Source organism: Rothia terrae (assembly GCF_014705925.2).
Taxonomy (GTDB): domain Bacteria; phylum Actinomycetota; class Actinomycetes; order Actinomycetales; family Micrococcaceae; genus Rothia; species Rothia terrae.
On sequence record NZ_CP061539.1, the window covers coordinates 643,977 to 662,668 of the forward strand.

Below are 18,692 nucleotides of genomic sequence, written 5' to 3' on the forward strand. Positions count from 1 at the left end.
CATTTAAGTGATTAACCGCGCTTAAACGATGAAAGTGAGCATCCCAGCTTGTCGGCTCGCCGTTTCTGTGGTTTGATAGAAGAACCAAAGACCGCTGGTCTATGCCTTCTTTATCAGAAGTTTGGCAGAGAAGAGTTCGAAAGAACCGCCCGCGTAGGTGATGGACAAACACAAACGGTTTTTAGAAACCGAAACTATTATTGTGTTCTACCTCGTCGCTTACGCGCCGGGGTTTTTTTATTGCCGAAAGGCTCAAAAGAACTCGGCCAGCGACCAAGAACGGAAGGAATACCATGGCGACAGCAGAAAAGGCAGCTGCGGTTGTTGAGCTGAAGGAACGCTTCGCAAGCTCAAACGCAGTAGTCCTCACTGAGTATCGTGGTCTCTCAGTAGCAAAGCTCAAGGAGCTTCGCCGCGCACTGGGCGCAGAGACTGAATATGCCGTGGTGAAGAACACCCTTGCTGGTATCGCAGCAAAGGAAGCTGGCATCGACGCATTCGAAGGTCAGCTTGCAGGTCCTAGCGCAATTGCATTCATCAACGGTGAATTCATTGACGCTGCAAAGGCACTGCGTGACTTCGCCAAGGAAAACCCCCAGCTGATCATCAAGAGCGGTTACTACGAAGGTGAAGCTCTCGATCAGGCAGGCGTTGACCGCTTCGCAAGCCTCGAATCACGCGAGGTTCTGCTGGCAAAGGTTGCAGGCGGCGCAAAGGGTGCACTCTCCAAGATTGCACGCACCGTGGATGCACTGCGCATCAAGCTCGAAGAAACCGAAGGTGCAGCACCTGCAGCAGCAGAAGAAGCACCCGCAGAGGACGCAGAGTAATTCTGATCCGCTGATTTTTCAGCTTCGCTCGGCACGATGCTCGAGCAAACCCAAAGATTTTTCACATGTAGGTACATTACCTACACCTGATAAAGAAGGAGCCTAACAATGGCTAAGCTTTCCATCGAAGAACTCATTGAAGCATTCAAGGAACTCTCACTCGTAGAGGTTTCAGAATTCGTTAAGGCATTTGAAGAAGAATTCGACGTAACCGCAGCAGCTCCCGTTGCAGTTGCAGGCGCAGCTGGCGGCGAAGCAGCAGCTGAAGAGAAGGACGAATTCGACGTAATCCTCGAATCAGCAGGCGACAAGAAGATCGCAGTGATTAAGGAAGTTCGCGCACTTACCTCACTCGGCCTCAAGGAAGCTAAGGACCTCGTTGACTCAGCTCCCAAGGCTATCCTCGAAGGTGCTTCAAAGGAAGACGCAGAAAAGGCAAAGGAACAGCTCGAGGGCGCAGGCGCAACCATCACCCTCAAGTAATTCCATTACTTTTCGCAGCGTTTTCGCTGTTCTTACGCACAGGGCGGTATCACCTTACGGTGGTGCCGCCCTGCGGCTTTTAACTGTGGTATAGCCCAAACTCGCACACGTGGGTACAGTGCTTGATAGCATTTTGCATTAAACGAAGTATATTGCCTAGTCAGACCCTCAATGGGAGGGATCTTTGAAGGTTATCACCCTGCTTATAAGAGCGACTTATCACGTTGAGAGGTGAGCGTTGAACGAGTAGAGTATTGACTCTTGCACGAATATGACAAACGATTGACATATTGAAGGATTGACACCACTTGAGCATCTACGCGCCGCGTCCTGACGCCGATCAGCTACTTCTGGATTCAGAGCAGGTTTACACCGACTATGTTGAAACCGTGAGTGCTGACCCGGAGTATCCTAAACTCCATCTGGCTCCGCCTGTAGGGCGTCTCAACGATCCCAACGGTCTTATTTATGATGACGGCGTTTACCACGCTTTTTACCAGTACTCGCCGCTGCACCCTACCCGCGCTGTCTTCTGGCGTCATGCTGTCAGTACTGACCTCACCAACTGGAGCGATCAGAAAACGGCGATTGCACCGATTAGCTGGTATGACAAGTCGGGCTGCTATTCTGGCTCGGGTTTTGTGGCCCCCGACGGATCTTACGAGTTTTTCTACACCGGTAACGTCAAAGATGAGATGAACAACCGTAGTGCCTATCAGTCGATGTTCACCTCAAATGACAAAGGTAAAACTTTTGAGCGCGAAGAAAACAACCCGCTGATTTTTGACCAGCCAGAAGGGTACACCGCTCATTACCGAGACCCCCACCTTGTAGAGCGCAACGGCATCTACTACGCCTTTTTGGGTGCGCAGCGCACTAATAACACTGGCGCTGTGGTGTGCTACTCGTCCTCGGATTGACGCGAGTGGACGTTTGAGGGAGAAATCGAATTTTCGGACACTTCAATCGGCGATATGAGCTACATGATTGAATGCCCTATTTTCTTGACCACTACTGACACTGCTACCGGTGAAGAAAAAGATATCTTTATTTTCTGCCCGCAGGGTATGCAACCCGATGGCGATAAGTACAACAACATCTATCAGTGCGGTTATGTGGTAGGGAAGCTTGATGGTCTGAAATTCGACATTGAGCAACCTTTTACCGAGATCGACGCCGGTTTTGAGTTCTACGCTCCGCAAACTGTTCACGCCGCGGATGACGAGCATGATGCTCCCGTGCTGATGGGCTGGTTTGGTAATGCTGAAGAAGACGATCATCCCAGCTGGGAAAACCGTTGGGTTCATATGCTTACTTACCCACGCGAACTCGAGCTTCACAACGGAAAACTTTTCCAGCGTCCGGTCAAACAGCTCGATGAGGTCTTGCCCCTGCAGGCAGCACAGATGAGCGAGGACGGAATGCTGGCTGATGTTCGTGGCCGCCGCCAGTTCCGCCTCAAAGGAACCCTCAACGTGGGGAAGCACAACGTGCAGCTGGGGCTCCGTGACGAAAAAGGCGAGCCTGTGGTTATGACTTTCGGGCAGGACTTCGCGGCTCTCGACCGCGGATTCGCTCGCTATCAAGCGGGGGGCCCTATTCGTCGCCGGATGCTGACTCCCAGCAACTCGCGTCAGTTTGAGATTCTCTTTGACGGCTCTGCTCTTGAAATGTTTGTGGACGCCGGAGCTGAGGTTTTCTCGGCCCGCATCTATCTAGATGGCGCACCGCAGGCTGTCTTTGTGCGTCCTCCCGAACAGGGCGGAGTACCTTCGGTAGAAAATCTGAGCGTCGCGTATTTGGAAGATTAACCAGTCTTTGACTATGTGCCGGGTCACTGCCACGGGGCAATTTTCGGTATTCTGGGAATGTGTTTGATGAGACAAACGTTTGACACTTCCTACTGAAAGACCGATTGATGGTAGATCGCACACCCCACGCAAACCCGGCACAGCTGTATGCAAATGCAGAGCATGAATACCGCACCTGGCATGAAACCGTTATTAATGACCCCGATTATCCGGTGCTTCATCTTGCGCCTCCTGTGGGGCGTTTGAATGATCCTAACGGTTTGTTCTACGACAAAGGTATCTACCACGCCTTCTATCAGTATGCGCCTACGCATCCTGAGCATCAGGTGTTCTGGCGTCACGCAACCAGCACTGATTTGTTGCACTGGCAAGATGATAAAAGCGCTATTGATCCCGTTGACTGGTATGACAAGCGAGGTTGCTACTCGGGGTCGGCATTTATTGCGCCCGATGGCACCTACGAGTTCTACTACACCGGAAATGTGAAAGACGAGAACGAAGTTCGATCGTCATACCAGTGTCTAGTGACTTCAGATGACGAGTGCGAAACCTTCGTCAAACAGCACGATGTTAACCCGCTGATTATGTCTCAGCCTGAAGGGTACACCGCGCATTTTCGCGATCCCAAAGTTTGGGAAGAAGACGGCAAATACTATGCCTTGTTAGGTGCTCAGCACGATGATTTGACCGGTGCGATTCTCAAGTATTCATCGGATGATCGTCGCAATTGGACTTTTGACGGTGAAATTACGTTTGACAAGCCGTTTGAGCAACACATGGGCTACATGTGGGAGTGCCCGGCTGTCGCCCGCATGACCGATACCGCTACCGGCCAGGTACGCGACGTTTTGATTTTCAGTCCGCAGGGCATGGACGCGGCGGGTAATCGCTTTGCCAACCTTTATCAGTGCGGCTACGTAGTGGGCGAGCTGAACGGCACGCACTTCACGCTGGATTCAGAGTTCATTGAGCTCGATGCCGGTTTTGAGTTTTATGCACCGCAGCCTTTTTACAACATTGAGGGCGAAAACGGTGAAATTACTATCGGCGCGTGGTGCGGTTTGTCTGACCAAGATATGCATCCCAGCTGGGAGAACCACTGGTTGCACTGCCTGACTCTTCCGCGCATCTTTACCCTGACGAATGGACGCATTGTGCAGCGTCCTGCTGATCAAATTAACGATGAATTGACGCTGAACGCTACTGAATTCATCGACGGTGAAGTTGCCGCGATCAAAGATCAGCGAGTATTTAGAGTCAGCGGCACTGTTGATGTTTCTAACGGTCCCGTGAGCCTTGAGTTGCATGATCAGGCGGGTAAGACCATGTACGTGACCTTTGCTGAGAAGTCGGTGGTTATGGACCGCTCCGGTAATCGTTACCTGGCTGCTGGCAAGACTCGCACAGCTGATCTTTCTGCGAAAGCTGAGCGTACCTTTGACCTCATCGTTGACTCATCGGTTGTAGAAATCTTTATCGATGGGGGAGAGACTACTTTCACCGCGCGTTGCTACTTCAACGATGATTCCCGCACGCTAAAATTCACGAACGAATTTTCCCAGGATGCGTCTTCGCAGGTCAGCGACCTGAAGTTTGCCGCACTGCAGAAGTAGCGAAAATAAGTTCAGAATCTGGCATAAATTCTGCGGTAATAATCTGCCTCACTTTGATACGTGACGGCAACCACGTGCTAGAGTGTCAAACGATTAGCATATTTGATGCTGAACCTGCATCACTAACCTTGCCTTCTCTTGTTGCAACAGGAATCGGCAAGATGCACTGTACAGAGGAGAAGACATGGATCATAAATCCGTGGCAGAGCGCGTTCTGACGAACGTCGGCGGGCTCGATAACATTCAGGCTGGTGCGCACTGTGCAACCCGTCTGCGCCTCGTCCTCAAAGACGAAGGCCTGATCAATCAGGCTGGTCTGGATGATGACGATGATTTGAAGGGTACCTTCAACAACTCGGGCCAGTTCCAGATTATTGTCGGTCCCGGCGATGTCGACGAGGTCTACAAGGTGATGGCTGCCCGCGGTATGAAGCAGGTCAGCAAAGATGAGCTGAAGTCAGTTGCTGCCTCAAAGGGCAACATTCTGACCCGTTTTATCAAGGTCATCTCCGACATCTTCCTGCCCCTGATTCCGGTGCTGGTTGGTGGCGGTCTCTTGATGGCTATCAACAATGTGCTGGTTGCTAAAGATCTCTTTGGCCCCCAGTCACTGGTTGAAATGTACCCTGCATGGACCGGTTTCTCTGAGATTGTTAACCTGATTTCAGCAGCGCCGTTTGCTTTCTTGCCCGTTTTGGTGGGCTATTCAGCAACCAAGGTGTTCGGCGGTAACCCCTACCTGGGCATGACCATGGCAGCTGCTATGGTGTCGCCGGCACTGGTTAACGGTTACGGCGTAGCTGCTGCTTTGCAGGACGGCACCATGACCTACTGGGACGTCTTTGGTCTGCAGGTTCAGCAGGCAGGTTACCAGGGCACCGTGCTCCCCATCATTTTGGTGGCATTCATCCTTTCGCACCTTGAGAAGTTCTTCCACAAGGTACTCAAGGGCGTTGTAGACTTTATTTTCACTCCCACTCTTACCCTGCTGATTACCGGCTTCTTGACCTTCCTGCTGGTTGGTCCTCCCATGTTCAAGCTCGGTACTATGCTGGGCGACGGCATCAACTGGTTGTACAACACTGCAGGACCTTTGGGCGGTCTGATCTTTGGTCTGTTCTACTCACCGATTGTTATCACCGGTTTGCACCAGTCATTCCCCGCTATTGAGCTTCAGCTCTTTACCCAGGGTGGCTCTTTCATCTTCGCAATTGCTTCTATGGCTAACGTCGCACAGGGTGCAGCTGCTTTGGCAGTCTTCTTGACCACCAAGGACAAGAAGCTTAAGGGTGTTGCGGGTGCATCAGCTCCTTCAGCTTTCTTGGGTATTACCGAACCTGCAATCTTCGGTGTAAACCTGCGCCTGCGCTGGCCTTTCTTCGTGGCAATGGGCGCGGCAGCTGTAGGTGGTCTTTTGGTTGCTCTGTTCGGTATTAAGGCAAGCGCCCCCGGTGCTGCTGGTTACCTGGGCTTCCTCTCCATCATTCCTAACACTGGCTGGGGCTGGGGCGGCTTCTTCATCGCTCTGGTCACCACCACTTTGCTGTCATTTATCGCCAGCTTCATTATGGGTAAGCGTAAGTTCGCCGGTCAGGCATCTGAGAAGGACGCTGAAGTTGCGGCTCTCAACGCGGCACCGGCTCACACTCCTGCTGGCGGCTCTGTTGCCGCTCATACCGAAGCAGCTAGTTCAGAACGCGCAACCACTGAAAACGGTGCAACCGCAGGCGCTGGTGTGGCCACCGCCGCCGTTGCAACCGGTGTTGTTGGCGTAGCGTCCGCGACTTCAGGTGAGGTCGTAGAACTCGGCGCCCACCTTAACGGTAAGGCTCTGGAACTCTCACAGGTTTCAGACCCCACCTTTGCATCCGGTGCTCTTGGCCCCGGCGCCGCTATCGAACCTACCGAAGGCAAGCTCTACGCTCCTGCAGATGGCAAGGTTACCGTGGCGTTCCCCACCGGCCACGCAGTAGGTATGCGTACCGAAACCGGACTCGATTTGCTCATGCACATTGGCTTCGACACCGTTGAACTCGATGGCAAGCATTTTGATCTCAAGGTTGCTAAGGGCGATACAGTCAAGCGTGGTGACGTCCTGGTTGAATTCGACCCCCAGGCAATTGCTGCCGAAGGCTACCCGCTGGCAACTCCGTTGGTGATTACCAACGCGAAGAAAGCTGTGCAGGGTTCATCCCTCACCGCGGGCGTTGCTCACAACGGTAACGTAGTAGCTGGTAGTGACTTCTTGAGCGTTACTAAGAAGTAACAACCTTATTTTCACGCAAAAAGTGCTGGCATACTCACCCGAGTATGCCAACACTTTTTGTCTACCGAGAGAAAAACTTTTCGAAAACTGGAAAAGCGGTGTAACCCAACAAAGCACCAAAATCAGAAGTTACCGGAATGCTAAAATCGTGATAACACGCATCCGACTTATTATTTTTTGTTGACGACGCGTAATACTCAATGAAGCATCAAGGAGGCTCCTATGGCTGGCTTTTTCTCAAAACTTTTCGGTGGCAAAGAAGACACCGCCCCTACCTCAACTGAGCAATCTCCCGTTCAATCGGGTGGCGAGATTGTTACTCTTGGCGCTCACTTGACCGGTACAGTCCGCGAGCTTTCTGAGGTTTCAGATCCCACCTTCTCAACCGGCGCTCTCGGCCCCGGCGTGGCGATTGAACCCAGCGAAGGAAAGCTGTATGCACCCGCTGACGGTGTACTGACGGTAGCTTTCCCCACCGGTCACGCTGTAGGTATCCGCACCGACGAAGGTCTTGAGCTACTAATTCACATTGGTTTCGACACCGTTGAACTTGACGGTCAGCATTTCGATATAAAGGTTGCTAAGGGTGATATCGTCAAGCGCGGTGACCTTCTTGTAGAATTCGACGTAGATCAGATTAAGCGTGCCGGCTATGAGGTGACCACTCCTTTGGTAGCAACCAACCACCGTCGATTGGTCACAGGAACGTCACTGATTGATGGCGTGAGTACCGGTAGCCAGACCGCTCACGGTGCTGATCTTGTGACATTCTCTATCGACGCGAGCGCATAATACAAGATTTTTTCGAATAAAGCAGGACGTTCTCAGAGCGTCCTGCTTTTCTGTATTCATCGGTATATTAAAATCTTTTGACGTATATTCCTCTTCCCCACATAAAACCACGCGAAAAGAGAATAGATGAGCGAGCAGATAATTATTCGCCAAGCAACTAAGGCCGATCTACCGGGCGCTGTCGAGGCGCTGGTGGATGCCTTTAAAAAGGATCCGGTGATGAGCCGGGCTTTAGGCGGACAGATGAGAATTCGTCGTTTGCGAGCTCTCTTCACTTTTCAGATTGAGCATCATTTTGCTCAGGAAGAGTACGGCATTATTGACGTAGCCGTGGATGATCAGGGTACTGTGCTGGGGGCGGCTCTGTGGGAATCTCCCGAACGTAAAAATGATCTCATGAAAGATCTTCACTCGGCGCGCGGTTATGCTAAAGCGCTCAAGCTGGGCCTTGCACGAGCTGCACTGGTTGAAGTGGGGCTGTTGCGCGCGCGTCCGGTCTTTACCCACTGGTACCTGTACTGTGTAGGAGTGCACGGGAGCGCCCGAGGTAAAGGAGTAGGCGGAGCTCTGCTCGAATATCGTTGTCAGCAGCTAGGGGAGTATCCTGCCTACCTTGAAGCATCAAATTATGACGCGGCGGCGCTGTATCGGCGCCACGGTTTTATTGAGATGGGCGGTTTCGGCAAGCTGAGCAACGCTGTGTTGGGGATGTGGCGTCCCTCGCCGGTGTCGGTTATCGACAAAAACCGGGGTAAGCGTTAGGGCAGTCGTACGGTGGTTCCCGGCCGAAAGACGGTCGGGAAAACATCGTTTTCGAGGCGGGATTCATCGGCCATGACCTCGTGCGGAGTTGAGGACTCCATTGCTTCTACGAGTCGCTCTACTGCCCTTTCAGCCATATCTTCAATGGGCTGAACAACGGTAGCAAGGTGCGGAAGTAACGAGTGAATAGCCTGAGTGCCGTCGAAGCCTACTACTTGGAAGTCCTGCGGAACTTTTTTCTCCTGTACTTGAGCCCAGTTCAGCGCGTAGGCTGCGTACGTATCGTTCGAACCAAACACAGCATCTACCTCGGGGTGCTGGTCAAGGTAATCGGTAATTGCCCTATTTTTGGCAGCGCTCTCAGCCGCGAAACCCACCTCTAAAATACGAGGTTCGAGATTGTTCTTCTGCATGACATCTAGGTAGCCTCGCTGACGCTGATTCGTATCAGACTGTGTAGAGGTAATGTGCACAATATGGCGCGCCCCCGCATCAATAAGAGCCGAGGTAGCCTTGCGTGCCCCGCCGTAGTTATCGCACCGAATATTGGGATAGCGCTGGCTCTGCTCGCGATCAATCGTCACCAGAGCAGAACGCAAGGTGGGGTAGTTGGCGATAGCATCGGAATGAGCGCCGGTAATAACACCATCGACGTGATGCGAAAGCAACATATCAATGTAGTCGCGTTCGCGCTCGGGATGATCTTGGCTATTGCATAAAATCACCCTGTACCCGCGATCGGATAGCCGCTCTTCAAGGTACGTTGCCATCGCCCCGTAAAAAGGATGCGCGACTGTCGGGAAAATCAAAGCAACGATTTTGGTTTTCTTGTTCTGCAAAGAACGCGCGATAGCGTTGGGGCGGTAGTCCAACTCCTGCATCGCTGCGAAAACTTTCTGCTTAGTTTTCTCGCTCAAATAGCCGCGGTTGTTCAGCACGCGTGAGACGGTGGTGGGCGATACGCCAGCGATAGCCGCAACGTCTTCTAATGTTGGATTAACCATGGCTACTTTCTGCATCGAAAACTAACTCAGCCATTATATGCGGTGGTAAGCCTCACCCGAGCTTCGGAAAGCAAGCTATAAAGTGTCAGGTTTCGGCAGAACTTACAATCGGATGTAGCCTACTAGCTCACCTGCGCTCGCCCCGGATGCAGGTACTACGGCGAGCGCATCGGCGCTAGCGAAAGCTGTGAGCATGTGTGATTTCCGGTGTTCGAGGGGAGTTAATTCGCCAGAGTTCAGAGCGCACGGCAAAATAAGGGCGGTGCCGCCGCGTCCTGCCTGCGTATCACGTGCCAGTGGGGCTGTCGGTAGTGTTCTTAACTCTCTTTGGCAAGCACCATCGAGTAGCGCTGGAAGATATGAATACAGCGAGGTATAGGCGGCAAGCGGGTTGCCCGGCAGCCCTAGCAGGATGCGGTTGCCCGGCAGGAGTGCCGCCAGGGCGGGGTGTCCCGGACGTACCGAAACCGACTCAAAGACATAGGTGGCTCCAATTTCTGCCAGAGTATCGCGCACCATATCAACGCCTGAGGTGCTGGAGCCGCCGGTGACCATGAGCACCGGCGCGTCGGTTGTTTGAAGCCACGAGGTGAACGCTTGTGCCTCATCGGGGAGGCGACGAGACTGAACAACTTGGGCGCCGAGGGTGCTTACCATCGGTTGGACAGCGCCCATAAAGGCATCGCGCACTTCGCCCGGCCCCGGCACGCCAGAGGTAATGACCTCATTACCGCTAAAGGCAACAGCTACACCCACCGGCTCATAGACGTCGACCTCATCAATGCCGCCCACAGCTAAAGCGGCTGCTAACCGCGGCGTGACGCTGGTGCCTGAGCGGGCAAGCAAAGCACCGCGATCCAGCTCTTCGCCAGCTCGGCGAATATCTTTTCCAGCAGCTGGCTCGCCATGCTCCGAGAAAAGCAGGGTAGCAGCATCCTGCTGTTCTAGTCTGGCGTGCTCACTGCGTACAATGCTCTCACAACCCTCAGGAATCAGCCCGCCCGTGAAGATGGGGGTGGCCTCTCCGGCTGCCAGCGCAAGGGTGAGCTTGTGAATATTCTGGGTGCTGTCATCAGGATAATCAGGGATTTTCAGCGTCCACGGTGAGCGACCAGCAACTGCGTAACCGTCCATTGCTGAAGAATCATAGTGAGGCACCGGCATCGGCGATAAAACATCGCGCCCAAGCACATACCCAATGGCATCGTGAACCGTGAGCGTCATAACTGCGGGTGAAAGGCGCGCGCGGGCAATCTCGAAGAGAGCGGCACGCGCTGAATCCCAGTCGATAGAGGCAGGATGGTGCATGAAAGCCTTCTGTTCGTTCTTCTAAAGTTGACGGTCAAACCCGGTGGCTCGGGCGGATTCCCACGTATCAACATCATCGGTTGACCCGGCTGGCAACTGTACGATCGCAGGAGACAGTGGACGCAGGGCAAACCGAACAGAGCAATCCGTCATATCGCTAGACAGCGCCTGAACTAGCTGAGAAGTGCGATAAATGCCGACAAGGGGCTGACGTATGCCTTCAGTTTCACCCATAAAACCCAGCACATCGGGAGCCGCGTCGGTAGTTGCCTCCACAAGCGCGGTGAGAGCCGTCGAAATATAGGGCATATCTACGCTGAGAATAACCGTCCACTCAGCGGGTGAACCCAAGGATGCGAGGCGCGAAGCACCTGCCGCCAACGCTGCTGCCGGTCCGGAGAACGGTGGGTCTTCACGCGTTAGCAGCACATTTTCAGAAACCGGCAAATCAGCTGGGCCAACCACAATCGTGTGACGGGCATCGGACACTGCCTTTATTGTGGATGCAAGTAACGTTTTTGATCCGTCAGACAGTAGAGCCTTTGGGGTGCCACCGAGTCGGGAGGAGCGTCCACCGGCAAGAATAATCGCGTTAAAATTCACGCCAGACACCGCGATTTATCCTCCAGCGAATGGAGGCAGAACATCTACACGGTGCGCGTTTTCAAGGGACGTGGTGAGGTCGGTGGTGCTCACACCGTCTACCAAAAATGAGCATCGCGTGAGGACGTCGGCAAGTCCCATAGCGCCGGTGTTCTTGCCTTCAAAATCTCGGCCCAATACATCGATCAGCGCGCCGAGGGAAGGACTCGACAACTGATGATGCTGAACCGTTGTCTGCGCCGTTCCTGCGGCAGCACGTGCAGCTGCAAAAAAATGAACGTCCATATTAGCCTCCAATAGCACTCATCGAGCGTTCCGGCTGAACAAAGTCCTCAGCCTCAAAACCAGCACTGTTCTTACCGTGAGCCGCGGGCTTATTCCACATAGCATTTTGCCAGATAGCGGCAACCTCTTCATCGGATGCGCCGCTGCGCATTGCACCCATCAAATCGGTCTCGGTCAGCGAGAAGAGGCAACTTCTCACCTTACCGTCTGAGGTGATGCGGGTGCGGGTGCAGGCCGCGCAGAAAGGCTCTGTCACCGAGGCAATAATGCCCACCTGCCCCAGCACGTCGGGACTACCCATGGGGTGCACGTCCCAAAGCATCGCCGGTGAGCTTTTACGTGGTGCCGGATGCGGCGTTAAATCGTATTTGATAGAGAGTTGCTCTTTAATGTCGTGAGCGGTAATTAAGTTATCGCGATCCCACTGGTGGTCAGCGTCCAACGGCATCTGCTCAATAAAGCGCAACTGGTAGCCGCGTCCTAGGGCCCAATCGACAAGCTCCGGAGCCTCGTGGTCGTTCACGCCGGGCATCAGAACAGCATTGATCTTAATGGGTTTGATGCCGCGAGAGGCTGCGTAATCGATACCTTTGACGACGTCATCAAGACGGTCGCGGCGGGTGAGCTTGGCGAAGGTTTCTTTGCAGATGGTGTCCATCGAAACATTCAGGCGGGTTAGACCAGCATCAATGAGCTCATCAATCTTCTTCTCCAGTCCCAGACCGTTAGTCGTTACAGACAGGGGAACCTCATGAAACTCCTGACGAATCTGGCGCAGAATAGTGGGAAAATCAGCGCGAACCAGGGGCTCGCCGCCGGTAAAACGGATCTCTTCAACGCCGAAAGTGCCAATACCGATGCGAGCAATACGCACTACTTCGTCAGCTGTGAGCAACTTGGACTGAGGCAACCAGTCGAGACCTTCTGCCGGCATGCAGTATGTACAGCGTAGATTGCACTTATCAATGAGTGAGATGCGCAGGTCTGTCGCGACTCGTCCCCACTGGTCAATCAGCTGAGAGCTGCCCTGCTTGGCGTTGGGGCGGTTGCGCGGTGGCATAGCTATTGCACCGAGGTGTTGAGGGGATGAGTTCATACACACACCTTTGCACGTGAAAGAAAGAAATTTGCATATGGTAGGTATATTTAGACTAGCCGAATTGCAGTCAACATACCATCCGCGTCATTATACGTAAGTTTACTTACGAAAGGGAATGTCTGTTATGAACACAAAGGTAGCACTGGGCGTTACCGCCGCGATTTCAGGGGCAGTCTTAGCGGGATGCTCACAAGGGGCTGACTCTCAAATAAAGGCCGATTCTCCCGGCGAAGCGTCTTCTACCGCGCCTATCATTGTGTTTGCTGCTGCCTCGCTTAATGCCGCTGGAGATGAGCTTGAGAAGAAATATGAAGAAACCCACAACGTCGATGTGCAGATTAATTATGCGGGTAGCTCAACGTTAGTGCGCCAATTGGCGGATGGTGCACCCGCTGATGTGCTGATTACTGCGGATGCTGCAGCTATGGAAAAAGCACATTCTGAGGTGGATTCGCTGGAGAAGGATACCGAGGTTATTGCTACTAACCAGCTCGTTTTGGTCACAGCTCCCGGTAATCCTAAAAATATTCAGTCCATTCAAGACCTGCAGCGCGAGGATGTCGTGACTGGTATCTGCGCCTCTGACGTGCCGTGCGGACGCTTGGCTACCACTGCTCTTGATAAAGCAGGGGCGACGGTGTCAACCCGGTCAGAAGAAATTTCCGTCAGCAAAGTTGCGACAAAGCTTTCAAATGGTGAGGTGGACGCCGGTTTTGTCTACACCACCGATGCTCGTAATATCAAAGACGCACGGGTTATCGAACTTGCGGATGTTCCGCCTAATGAATACCCGCTGGCGCTGACCTCGCAGGGCGAATTGAACAGCGCAGCGACGGATTTCGCGCAGTGGCTCAATTCAGCTGAAGCCCAATCTGTCTTGGAAAAATACGGATTCGATAAGGCACAGTAATTGTCTTCATACTTCAGACATGCCCATTCCTTGGTTCCGCGGTGGTTTTATGGCGCCGCGCTTCTTGGCGTGTGCTTGACTGTTGGCCCTTTCGTGGGATTAGCGGTAGCTATCCCGTGGGGTCAGCTTTCTGAACTGCTGGCGAACCCGCAGGTGAAAGCGGCAGCGTTGCTGTCGGTGAAAACCGCGGTTGCCTCCACCCTTGTGTGCATGATTATTGGTGTGCCCCTCGCTATTGTGCTGGCGCGGGTGCTACCGCGCACCCGCTGGAGTTCAATCAGTAACGCTCTGTACGCTCTCATCTACGCGCCAGTAGTGCTGTCGCCCGTAGTATCGGGACTTGCGCTGGTTTATTTTTGGGGGCGCAAAGGACTCATCGGACACTGGCTCAACGAGTTGGGCTTCACCGTTACCTTTACACCGATTGCCGTGGTGCTGGCACAGGTCTTTGTTGCCTTGCCCTTTTTCGTAGCAACCTACGTCAACGTGCTAAGAACCGTACCTGTAGAGTTCGAAGAAATTGCGCTCACCGAAGGGGCAAACGCCTATGATATTACCTTCCGCGTATTGCTGCCCGTCACCGGATTTGGTCTAGCCACCGCATCCTTGATGAGCTTTGCGCGAGCGCTGGGCGAATACGGTGCAACACTCATGTTCGCTGGAAATCTAGAAGGTAGAACGCGTACCTTGCCGCTCAATATTGAGCTGATGCTCTCCTCAAGCGACAGCGCAGGTGCCCTGGGGAGCGCACTGGTCATGATCGCAATCTACCTCTTACTCATCGGGGTTTTTGCACTAACCTTGATAGTGCACAAGAAGGGGGCATGATGCTTTCTGCTGAAGATAATTTTTCAGAACTATTTTCTGCGCACGACGAGTCTCCACAACAGTATGCGCAACGGCTTACCGCCATACTGCAACGCGTTGCCTTCCTTGCACCGCATCGTGTGCCGCTTGCGGACGCTTTAGGGCAGGTTTTAGCTGAACCCATTGATGCCGCACTGGATTCACCGTCTTTTGATAACTCTCAGATGGACGGTTATGTTCTCACCGCGGCAGATGCTCTCTCTGATGCGCGAGAGTTTACGGTGGGGCACGATATTCCCGCAGGTTTTCAAGGTTCTGTTGACGTTTGCGACCGCGTCGTTCACCCTATTATGACTGGCGCCCCGATTCCTCAGGGCTTTAGCGCTGTAGTTCCGGTGGAACGCTCACAAGCAGTGGATTCTGAGGTGGATGCCCAGGGATTTGTTGCAGAAGGAGGACGCGTGCGCCTGCCCGATGTAGAGCCGGGCACTTTTGTACGAACCGTGGGCGAGGACATTAGACGCGGCACTCGATTAGTAGATGCAGGTACCGTTCTTGGCGCTGTTCATCTTGGCGTTTTGGCGGGGCAGGGCATCGGTGAGGTTCTCGTGCACCGACGTCCTCGCGTCCTGGTGTATACCGGCGGTGAAGAAGTCCAGGCAGATTCTGACTCTTTGCAGGCCGGTAAAATTTACGATGCGAACGCGCCGCTTCTTACCGGGCTGCTGGCTGCTGACAAGATTACTGAGGTAACGGCTCGTCGCATCACTGATGATGCAGAAGAATTCCAAGGTATCCTCGCCACCGATAGCGCAACATATTCGCCGGATCTCGTGGTGACCTGCGGTGGTATTAGTGCTGGGCGCTATGAGGTTGTGCGTAACGCTCTCAATGCCCTAGCGAAAAAAGGGGAGGCTGACTGCTGGTTTGGGCATATCAGCCAGCAGCCCGGTGGGCCACAAGGTGTAAGCGTGCTGTCGCTTACCGAACAACGAATTCCTGTCATTTCGTTGCCGGGTAATCCCGTAAGCACTCTGGTGACGTACACACGGGCGGTCCGCGTTGCCTTGAACGCTGTGTACTTTCTTGGAGTCACTGATCAGCCGGTGACGGCTCAGCTCTCTACGACTGATACGGTGAAAGGGCTGGATGCTAAAACCCAGTTCAGGCGCGGCACCACAACGATGGGCTTCCTCCCCGATGGAGCCGCTGTCCTCACAGCTGAAATAAAGGGTGGGGCGGGGTCGCACCTCTTGCATGCCGCATCAGAATCGAACTGCCTGATCGAACTAGAACCCGGCCGCGAGTACAAGAATAAGGATGCGGTGCGTATCTGGTATTTACCGGACTAAAACTACTTCACCTCAAACCCACACGACCTCACGAAAGACTAAGATGACTTCGGAAAACCTCACCCATGTTCGTGAAGACGGTAGCGCTCACATGGTAGATGTAACAGAAAAAGCAGTCACCACCCGCACGGCAATTGCAGAGGGCTTTATCTACACGCGTCCCGATGTGATTGAGAAAATTTTTGACGCAGACTTGCCAAAGGGCGACGCGCTGCCGGTAGCACGTGTTGCTGCGATTATGGGTGCTAAGAAAACGCCCGAGATTATTCCGCTCTGCCACCCTTTACCGCTGGGCAAGATTACCGTGGACTTTGATCGCGGTGATAACTACGTTCGCGTTGAAGTTTCCGTGAAAACACGCGGCGTGACGGGGGTGGAGATGGAAGCCCTGACCGCCGTCTCAACCGCTGCACTAACTGTCTTTGACATGATTAAGGCGGTTGATAAATACGCAGTCATAGAAGGAATCCGAGTGCTCGAAAAATCGGGCGGTAAATCGGGGGATTGGTCAGTGACGGATAAACCTGCAAGCGAGGGTAAATAAATGACGGCACGTGGCACAGCTTTAGTGATTGTCGCGTCCACTCGTGCAGCTAAAGGCATTTACGAAGACAAGTCAGGACCTATTGCGGTGAACTGGCTTCGTGAACAGGGGTTTGAAACCCCCGATGCCGTTGTGGTGACCGACAATGACTTTCCTGCCTACTTTACTCAACTGGTCGAAGACGGAAATCTGCCCACTATCATCTTGACCTCAGGTGGTACCGGGTTAAACTCCGATGACCGCACCGTTGAGGCTGTCCGCACGTACGTGGATAAAGAAATACCCGGGATTATGCACGCATTTTGGGCGCGTGGATTGCAGAATACTCCGGCGGCGGTTCTCTCACGCGGCATCGCGGGAGTTATCGGCAGGACGTTTGTAATGACCCTGCCCGGATCTCGCGGGGGAGTGCGCGACGGTGTAGACACTCTAGAACCAATTTTGAGTCATATCCTGCGTCAGATGGAGGACTACCATGATCACTAATCCGCACCTCGAAAAATATCCTTCAACAGAGCCGGCGCAGTCAGCGGTGGTGCACACCGATATCATCGCTGAACCTCTCGAGCCTTTTTTCACTCAATGGCGCGAGCTAGTGATGACGGATGCGATGGGTGGCCTTGTTATTTTTGACGGTATCGTGCGCAACCACGATCACGGTGAGTCAGTGCGCGGTCTTTCGTATTCCGATCATCCTTCATCGAAAGACGCCATCGCGCAGGTGGCGCACAAAATTGCTGGTGAAGTAGACGGCGTGCGAATCTTGGCAGTGCACCGCGTTGCAGATATCCCCATCGGGGAATCCGCCTTGACGGTGATGGTTGCTGCAGCCCATCGCGGTCTAGCTTTTGAGGTCTGCGAGAAAGTCGCAGACACTATCAAAGCCGAAGTACCCATTTGGAAAGAACAGACACTCACAAGCGGAGACGTGGAGTGGGTAGGAATTGACTCATGAGCGTAGAAAACTTCAGTTCTATTGAAATTCAGCTGTACCGTCGCCAGCTTATTCTGCCGGAGTGGGGAGCATCAGCCCAGAACGCGGCTAAAGAATCTCACGTAGCTGTGATTGGTGCCGGGGGATTGGGCGCGCCCGCTCTCTTGTACCTGGCGGCTGCTGGTGTGGGAACCATTACCGTGATTGACGATGACAGCGTCGAAATTTCTAATCTGCATCGCCAGGTGATTCACACGTTTGCATCCGCTGGTAACTCCAAGGCCGAGTCAGCGGCACTGGCAATGCGCTCGCTGAACCCTATCGTGCGCATCAACGTCCTTAAAGAACGCCTCACCGAGAATAATGCGGCAGAGCTGTTGGACGGCGCGGACGCTGTGCTCGACGGTAGCGACAACTTTGAGACGCGTTATATTGCCTCGGCAGCCTGCGCACAATTGCAGATTCCGCATGTGTGGGGCGCGATTCTTGGTTTTGATGCTCAGATGAGCGTGTTCTGGTCAGGGCGAGGTCCTGTCTATGAAGACCTGTATCCCCAAGCGCCGGAACCCGGCTCTGTTCCTAACTGCGCGACTGCTGGCGTCCTCGGTGCGCTTGCCGGTGTGGTGGGTACTTCTATGGCGCTTGAAACCCTTAAGGTGCTCACCGGTGTTGGTACGCCCCTAATGGGTGAAGTTGGTTATTACTCCGGTCTTGAAGGACGCTGGGAATACATTCCTTTGCTGGCTGGGGACTCGGATGGTCAAGAAAAAGAATCGACTCCTATCACGGTTTCCGAATCGGAAGCAAATAATGCGGAAGAAACGTCGCGAGAAAGCGTCATAAATAGTCATAATTCAAAGAGTGACGCAGTGCTCAGTGGAGAAAAAGGTGTTCGCGAAGTTGACTTTGAGCAGGTAAAAAAGGAGCTTGAAGAAGGCTCGGTTTATCTGTTGGACGTGCGTGAACTGCATGAACATGAGGCTGTGAGTATCCCTGGTTCTCACCACTGGGCGCTGAGTGAAATTCGCTCGCTATCTGGTAAAGGTGCACTCAAGGGCGATATTCCGCGCCATTTGGGGGATGGTGGCAATCAAGTACTCGTTTACTGTGCCGGTGGTGTGCGCTCGCTAGAGGCTGCGCACCTACTCTCAGAGGTTGCCGATGGCGAGTTTTATTCCCTGCGGGGTGGAATTAACTCCTGGTTTGAGAATGCTTGAAGCGTAAAGTTTTGATGAATTAGGTCATATTTTTATTTGGTATTTTTTATGCCGAATAATTTATATTCTGGT

General features: G+C 53.3%; 18 protein-coding genes and 1 pseudogene. 14 read left to right on the forward strand and 5 right to left on the reverse strand.

Translation table 11 applies throughout. From position 1 onward, the window contains the following. Positions 1–293: 293 nt before the first annotated feature. The 7 genes and pseudogenes from rplJ (at position 294) to IDM49_RS03085 (ending at position 8,557) form a co-directional block, all read left to right on the forward strand. Positions 294–830, forward strand: coding sequence for a 50S ribosomal protein L10 (gene rplJ / locus IDM49_RS03050; RefSeq protein ID WP_168614534.1), 537 nt, complete (start codon positions 294–296; stop codon positions 828–830). A gap of 108 nt (positions 831–938) precedes the next feature. Then, entirely contained in the window at positions 939–1,313 is a 375-nt protein-coding gene (gene rplL / locus IDM49_RS03055; RefSeq protein ID WP_168614535.1) for a 50S ribosomal protein L7/L12, read from the forward strand. A gap of 389 nt (positions 1,314–1,702) precedes the next feature. Further along, positions 1,703–3,124 (forward strand): annotated as a pseudogene (locus IDM49_RS12195) (glycoside hydrolase family 32 protein). A 107-nt stretch (positions 3,125–3,231) separates the two neighbouring features. Next, complete coding sequence (locus IDM49_RS03070; protein ID WP_190724987.1) at positions 3,232–4,737, forward strand: glycoside hydrolase family 32 protein; 1,506 nt, start codon at positions 3,232–3,234, stop codon at positions 4,735–4,737. A 184-nt stretch (positions 4,738–4,921) separates the two neighbouring features. Next, positions 4,922–7,003, forward strand: coding sequence for a sucrose-specific PTS transporter subunit IIBC (locus IDM49_RS03075; protein WP_190724988.1), 2,082 nt, complete (start codon positions 4,922–4,924; stop codon positions 7,001–7,003). Between the two features lie 222 nt (positions 7,004–7,225). Next, on the forward strand, positions 7,226–7,795 hold the full coding sequence (locus IDM49_RS03080) for a PTS sugar transporter subunit IIA (RefSeq protein ID WP_190724989.1): 570 nt from the start codon (positions 7,226–7,228) through the stop codon (positions 7,793–7,795). A 126-nt stretch (positions 7,796–7,921) separates the two neighbouring features. Next, entirely contained in the window at positions 7,922–8,557 is a 636-nt protein-coding gene (locus IDM49_RS03085) for a GNAT family N-acetyltransferase (protein WP_190724990.1), read from the forward strand. Here the strand turns inward: IDM49_RS03085 and IDM49_RS03090 are convergent. From IDM49_RS03090 to moaA, 5 genes are all read right to left on the reverse strand, one after another. Beyond that, entirely contained in the window at positions 8,554–9,561 is a 1,008-nt protein-coding gene (locus tag IDM49_RS03090) for a LacI family DNA-binding transcriptional regulator (RefSeq protein ID WP_190724991.1), read from the reverse strand. The two genes, IDM49_RS03085 and IDM49_RS03090, sit on opposite strands and share 4 nt — an antisense overlap. A gap of 102 nt (positions 9,562–9,663) precedes the next feature. Beyond that, positions 9,664–10,869 (reverse strand): molybdopterin molybdotransferase MoeA, encoded by a 1,206-nt coding sequence (locus IDM49_RS03095; RefSeq protein ID WP_190724992.1) that lies wholly within the window; start codon positions 10,867–10,869, stop codon positions 9,664–9,666. 21 nt (positions 10,870–10,890) lie between these two features. Then, complete coding sequence (gene mobA, locus IDM49_RS03100; protein ID WP_190724993.1) at positions 10,891–11,481, reverse strand: molybdenum cofactor guanylyltransferase; 591 nt, start codon at positions 11,479–11,481, stop codon at positions 10,891–10,893. 6 nt (positions 11,482–11,487) lie between these two features. Further along, a complete protein-coding gene (locus IDM49_RS03105) occupies positions 11,488–11,757 on the reverse strand; it encodes a MoaD/ThiS family protein (RefSeq protein WP_168614544.1) in 270 nt (89 codons plus the stop codon). A gap of 1 nt (position 11,758) precedes the next feature. Next, entirely contained in the window at positions 11,759–12,853 is a 1,095-nt protein-coding gene (gene moaA, locus IDM49_RS03110) for a GTP 3',8-cyclase MoaA (protein WP_190724994.1), read from the reverse strand. A 127-nt stretch (positions 12,854–12,980) separates the two neighbouring features. Here moaA and modA point away from each other — a divergent pair, with 127 nt between their 5' ends. The 7 genes from modA to IDM49_RS03145 all read left to right on the forward strand — a co-directional run bounded on the left by modA (position 12,981) and on the right by IDM49_RS03145 (position 18,620). After that, positions 12,981–13,766 (forward strand): molybdate ABC transporter substrate-binding protein, encoded by a 786-nt coding sequence (gene modA / locus IDM49_RS03115; protein ID WP_190724995.1) that lies wholly within the window; start codon positions 12,981–12,983, stop codon positions 13,764–13,766. A 69-nt stretch (positions 13,767–13,835) separates the two neighbouring features. After that, positions 13,836–14,594 carry an ABC transporter permease gene (locus tag IDM49_RS03120; RefSeq protein ID WP_228008221.1) on the forward strand — a complete coding sequence of 253 codons (759 nt, stop codon included), beginning with the start codon at positions 13,836–13,838 and terminating at the stop codon, positions 14,592–14,594. Next, complete coding sequence (locus tag IDM49_RS03125) at positions 14,591–15,925, forward strand: molybdopterin molybdotransferase MoeA (protein WP_190724996.1); 1,335 nt, start codon at positions 14,591–14,593, stop codon at positions 15,923–15,925. The genes IDM49_RS03120 and IDM49_RS03125 overlap by 4 nt, the downstream gene beginning before the upstream one ends. Before the next feature lie 43 nt (positions 15,926–15,968). Then, positions 15,969–16,469, forward strand: a complete 501-nt coding sequence (gene moaC / locus IDM49_RS03130; protein ID WP_190724997.1) for a cyclic pyranopterin monophosphate synthase MoaC — start codon at positions 15,969–15,971, stop codon at positions 16,467–16,469. Beyond that, entirely contained in the window at positions 16,470–16,955 is a 486-nt protein-coding gene (locus IDM49_RS03135) for a MogA/MoaB family molybdenum cofactor biosynthesis protein (protein ID WP_190724998.1), read from the forward strand. Continuing rightward, the gene (locus IDM49_RS03140; RefSeq protein ID WP_190724999.1) at positions 16,945–17,424 is read left to right on the forward strand and encodes a molybdenum cofactor biosynthesis protein MoaE; all 480 of its coding nucleotides are present in this window, start codon (positions 16,945–16,947) and stop codon (positions 17,422–17,424) included. The genes IDM49_RS03135 and IDM49_RS03140 overlap by 11 nt, the downstream gene beginning before the upstream one ends. Then, entirely contained in the window at positions 17,421–18,620 is a 1,200-nt protein-coding gene (locus tag IDM49_RS03145; RefSeq protein WP_190725000.1) for a ThiF family adenylyltransferase, read from the forward strand. The genes IDM49_RS03140 and IDM49_RS03145 overlap by 4 nt, the downstream gene beginning before the upstream one ends. The last annotated feature ends 72 nt before the right edge of the window (positions 18,621–18,692 follow it).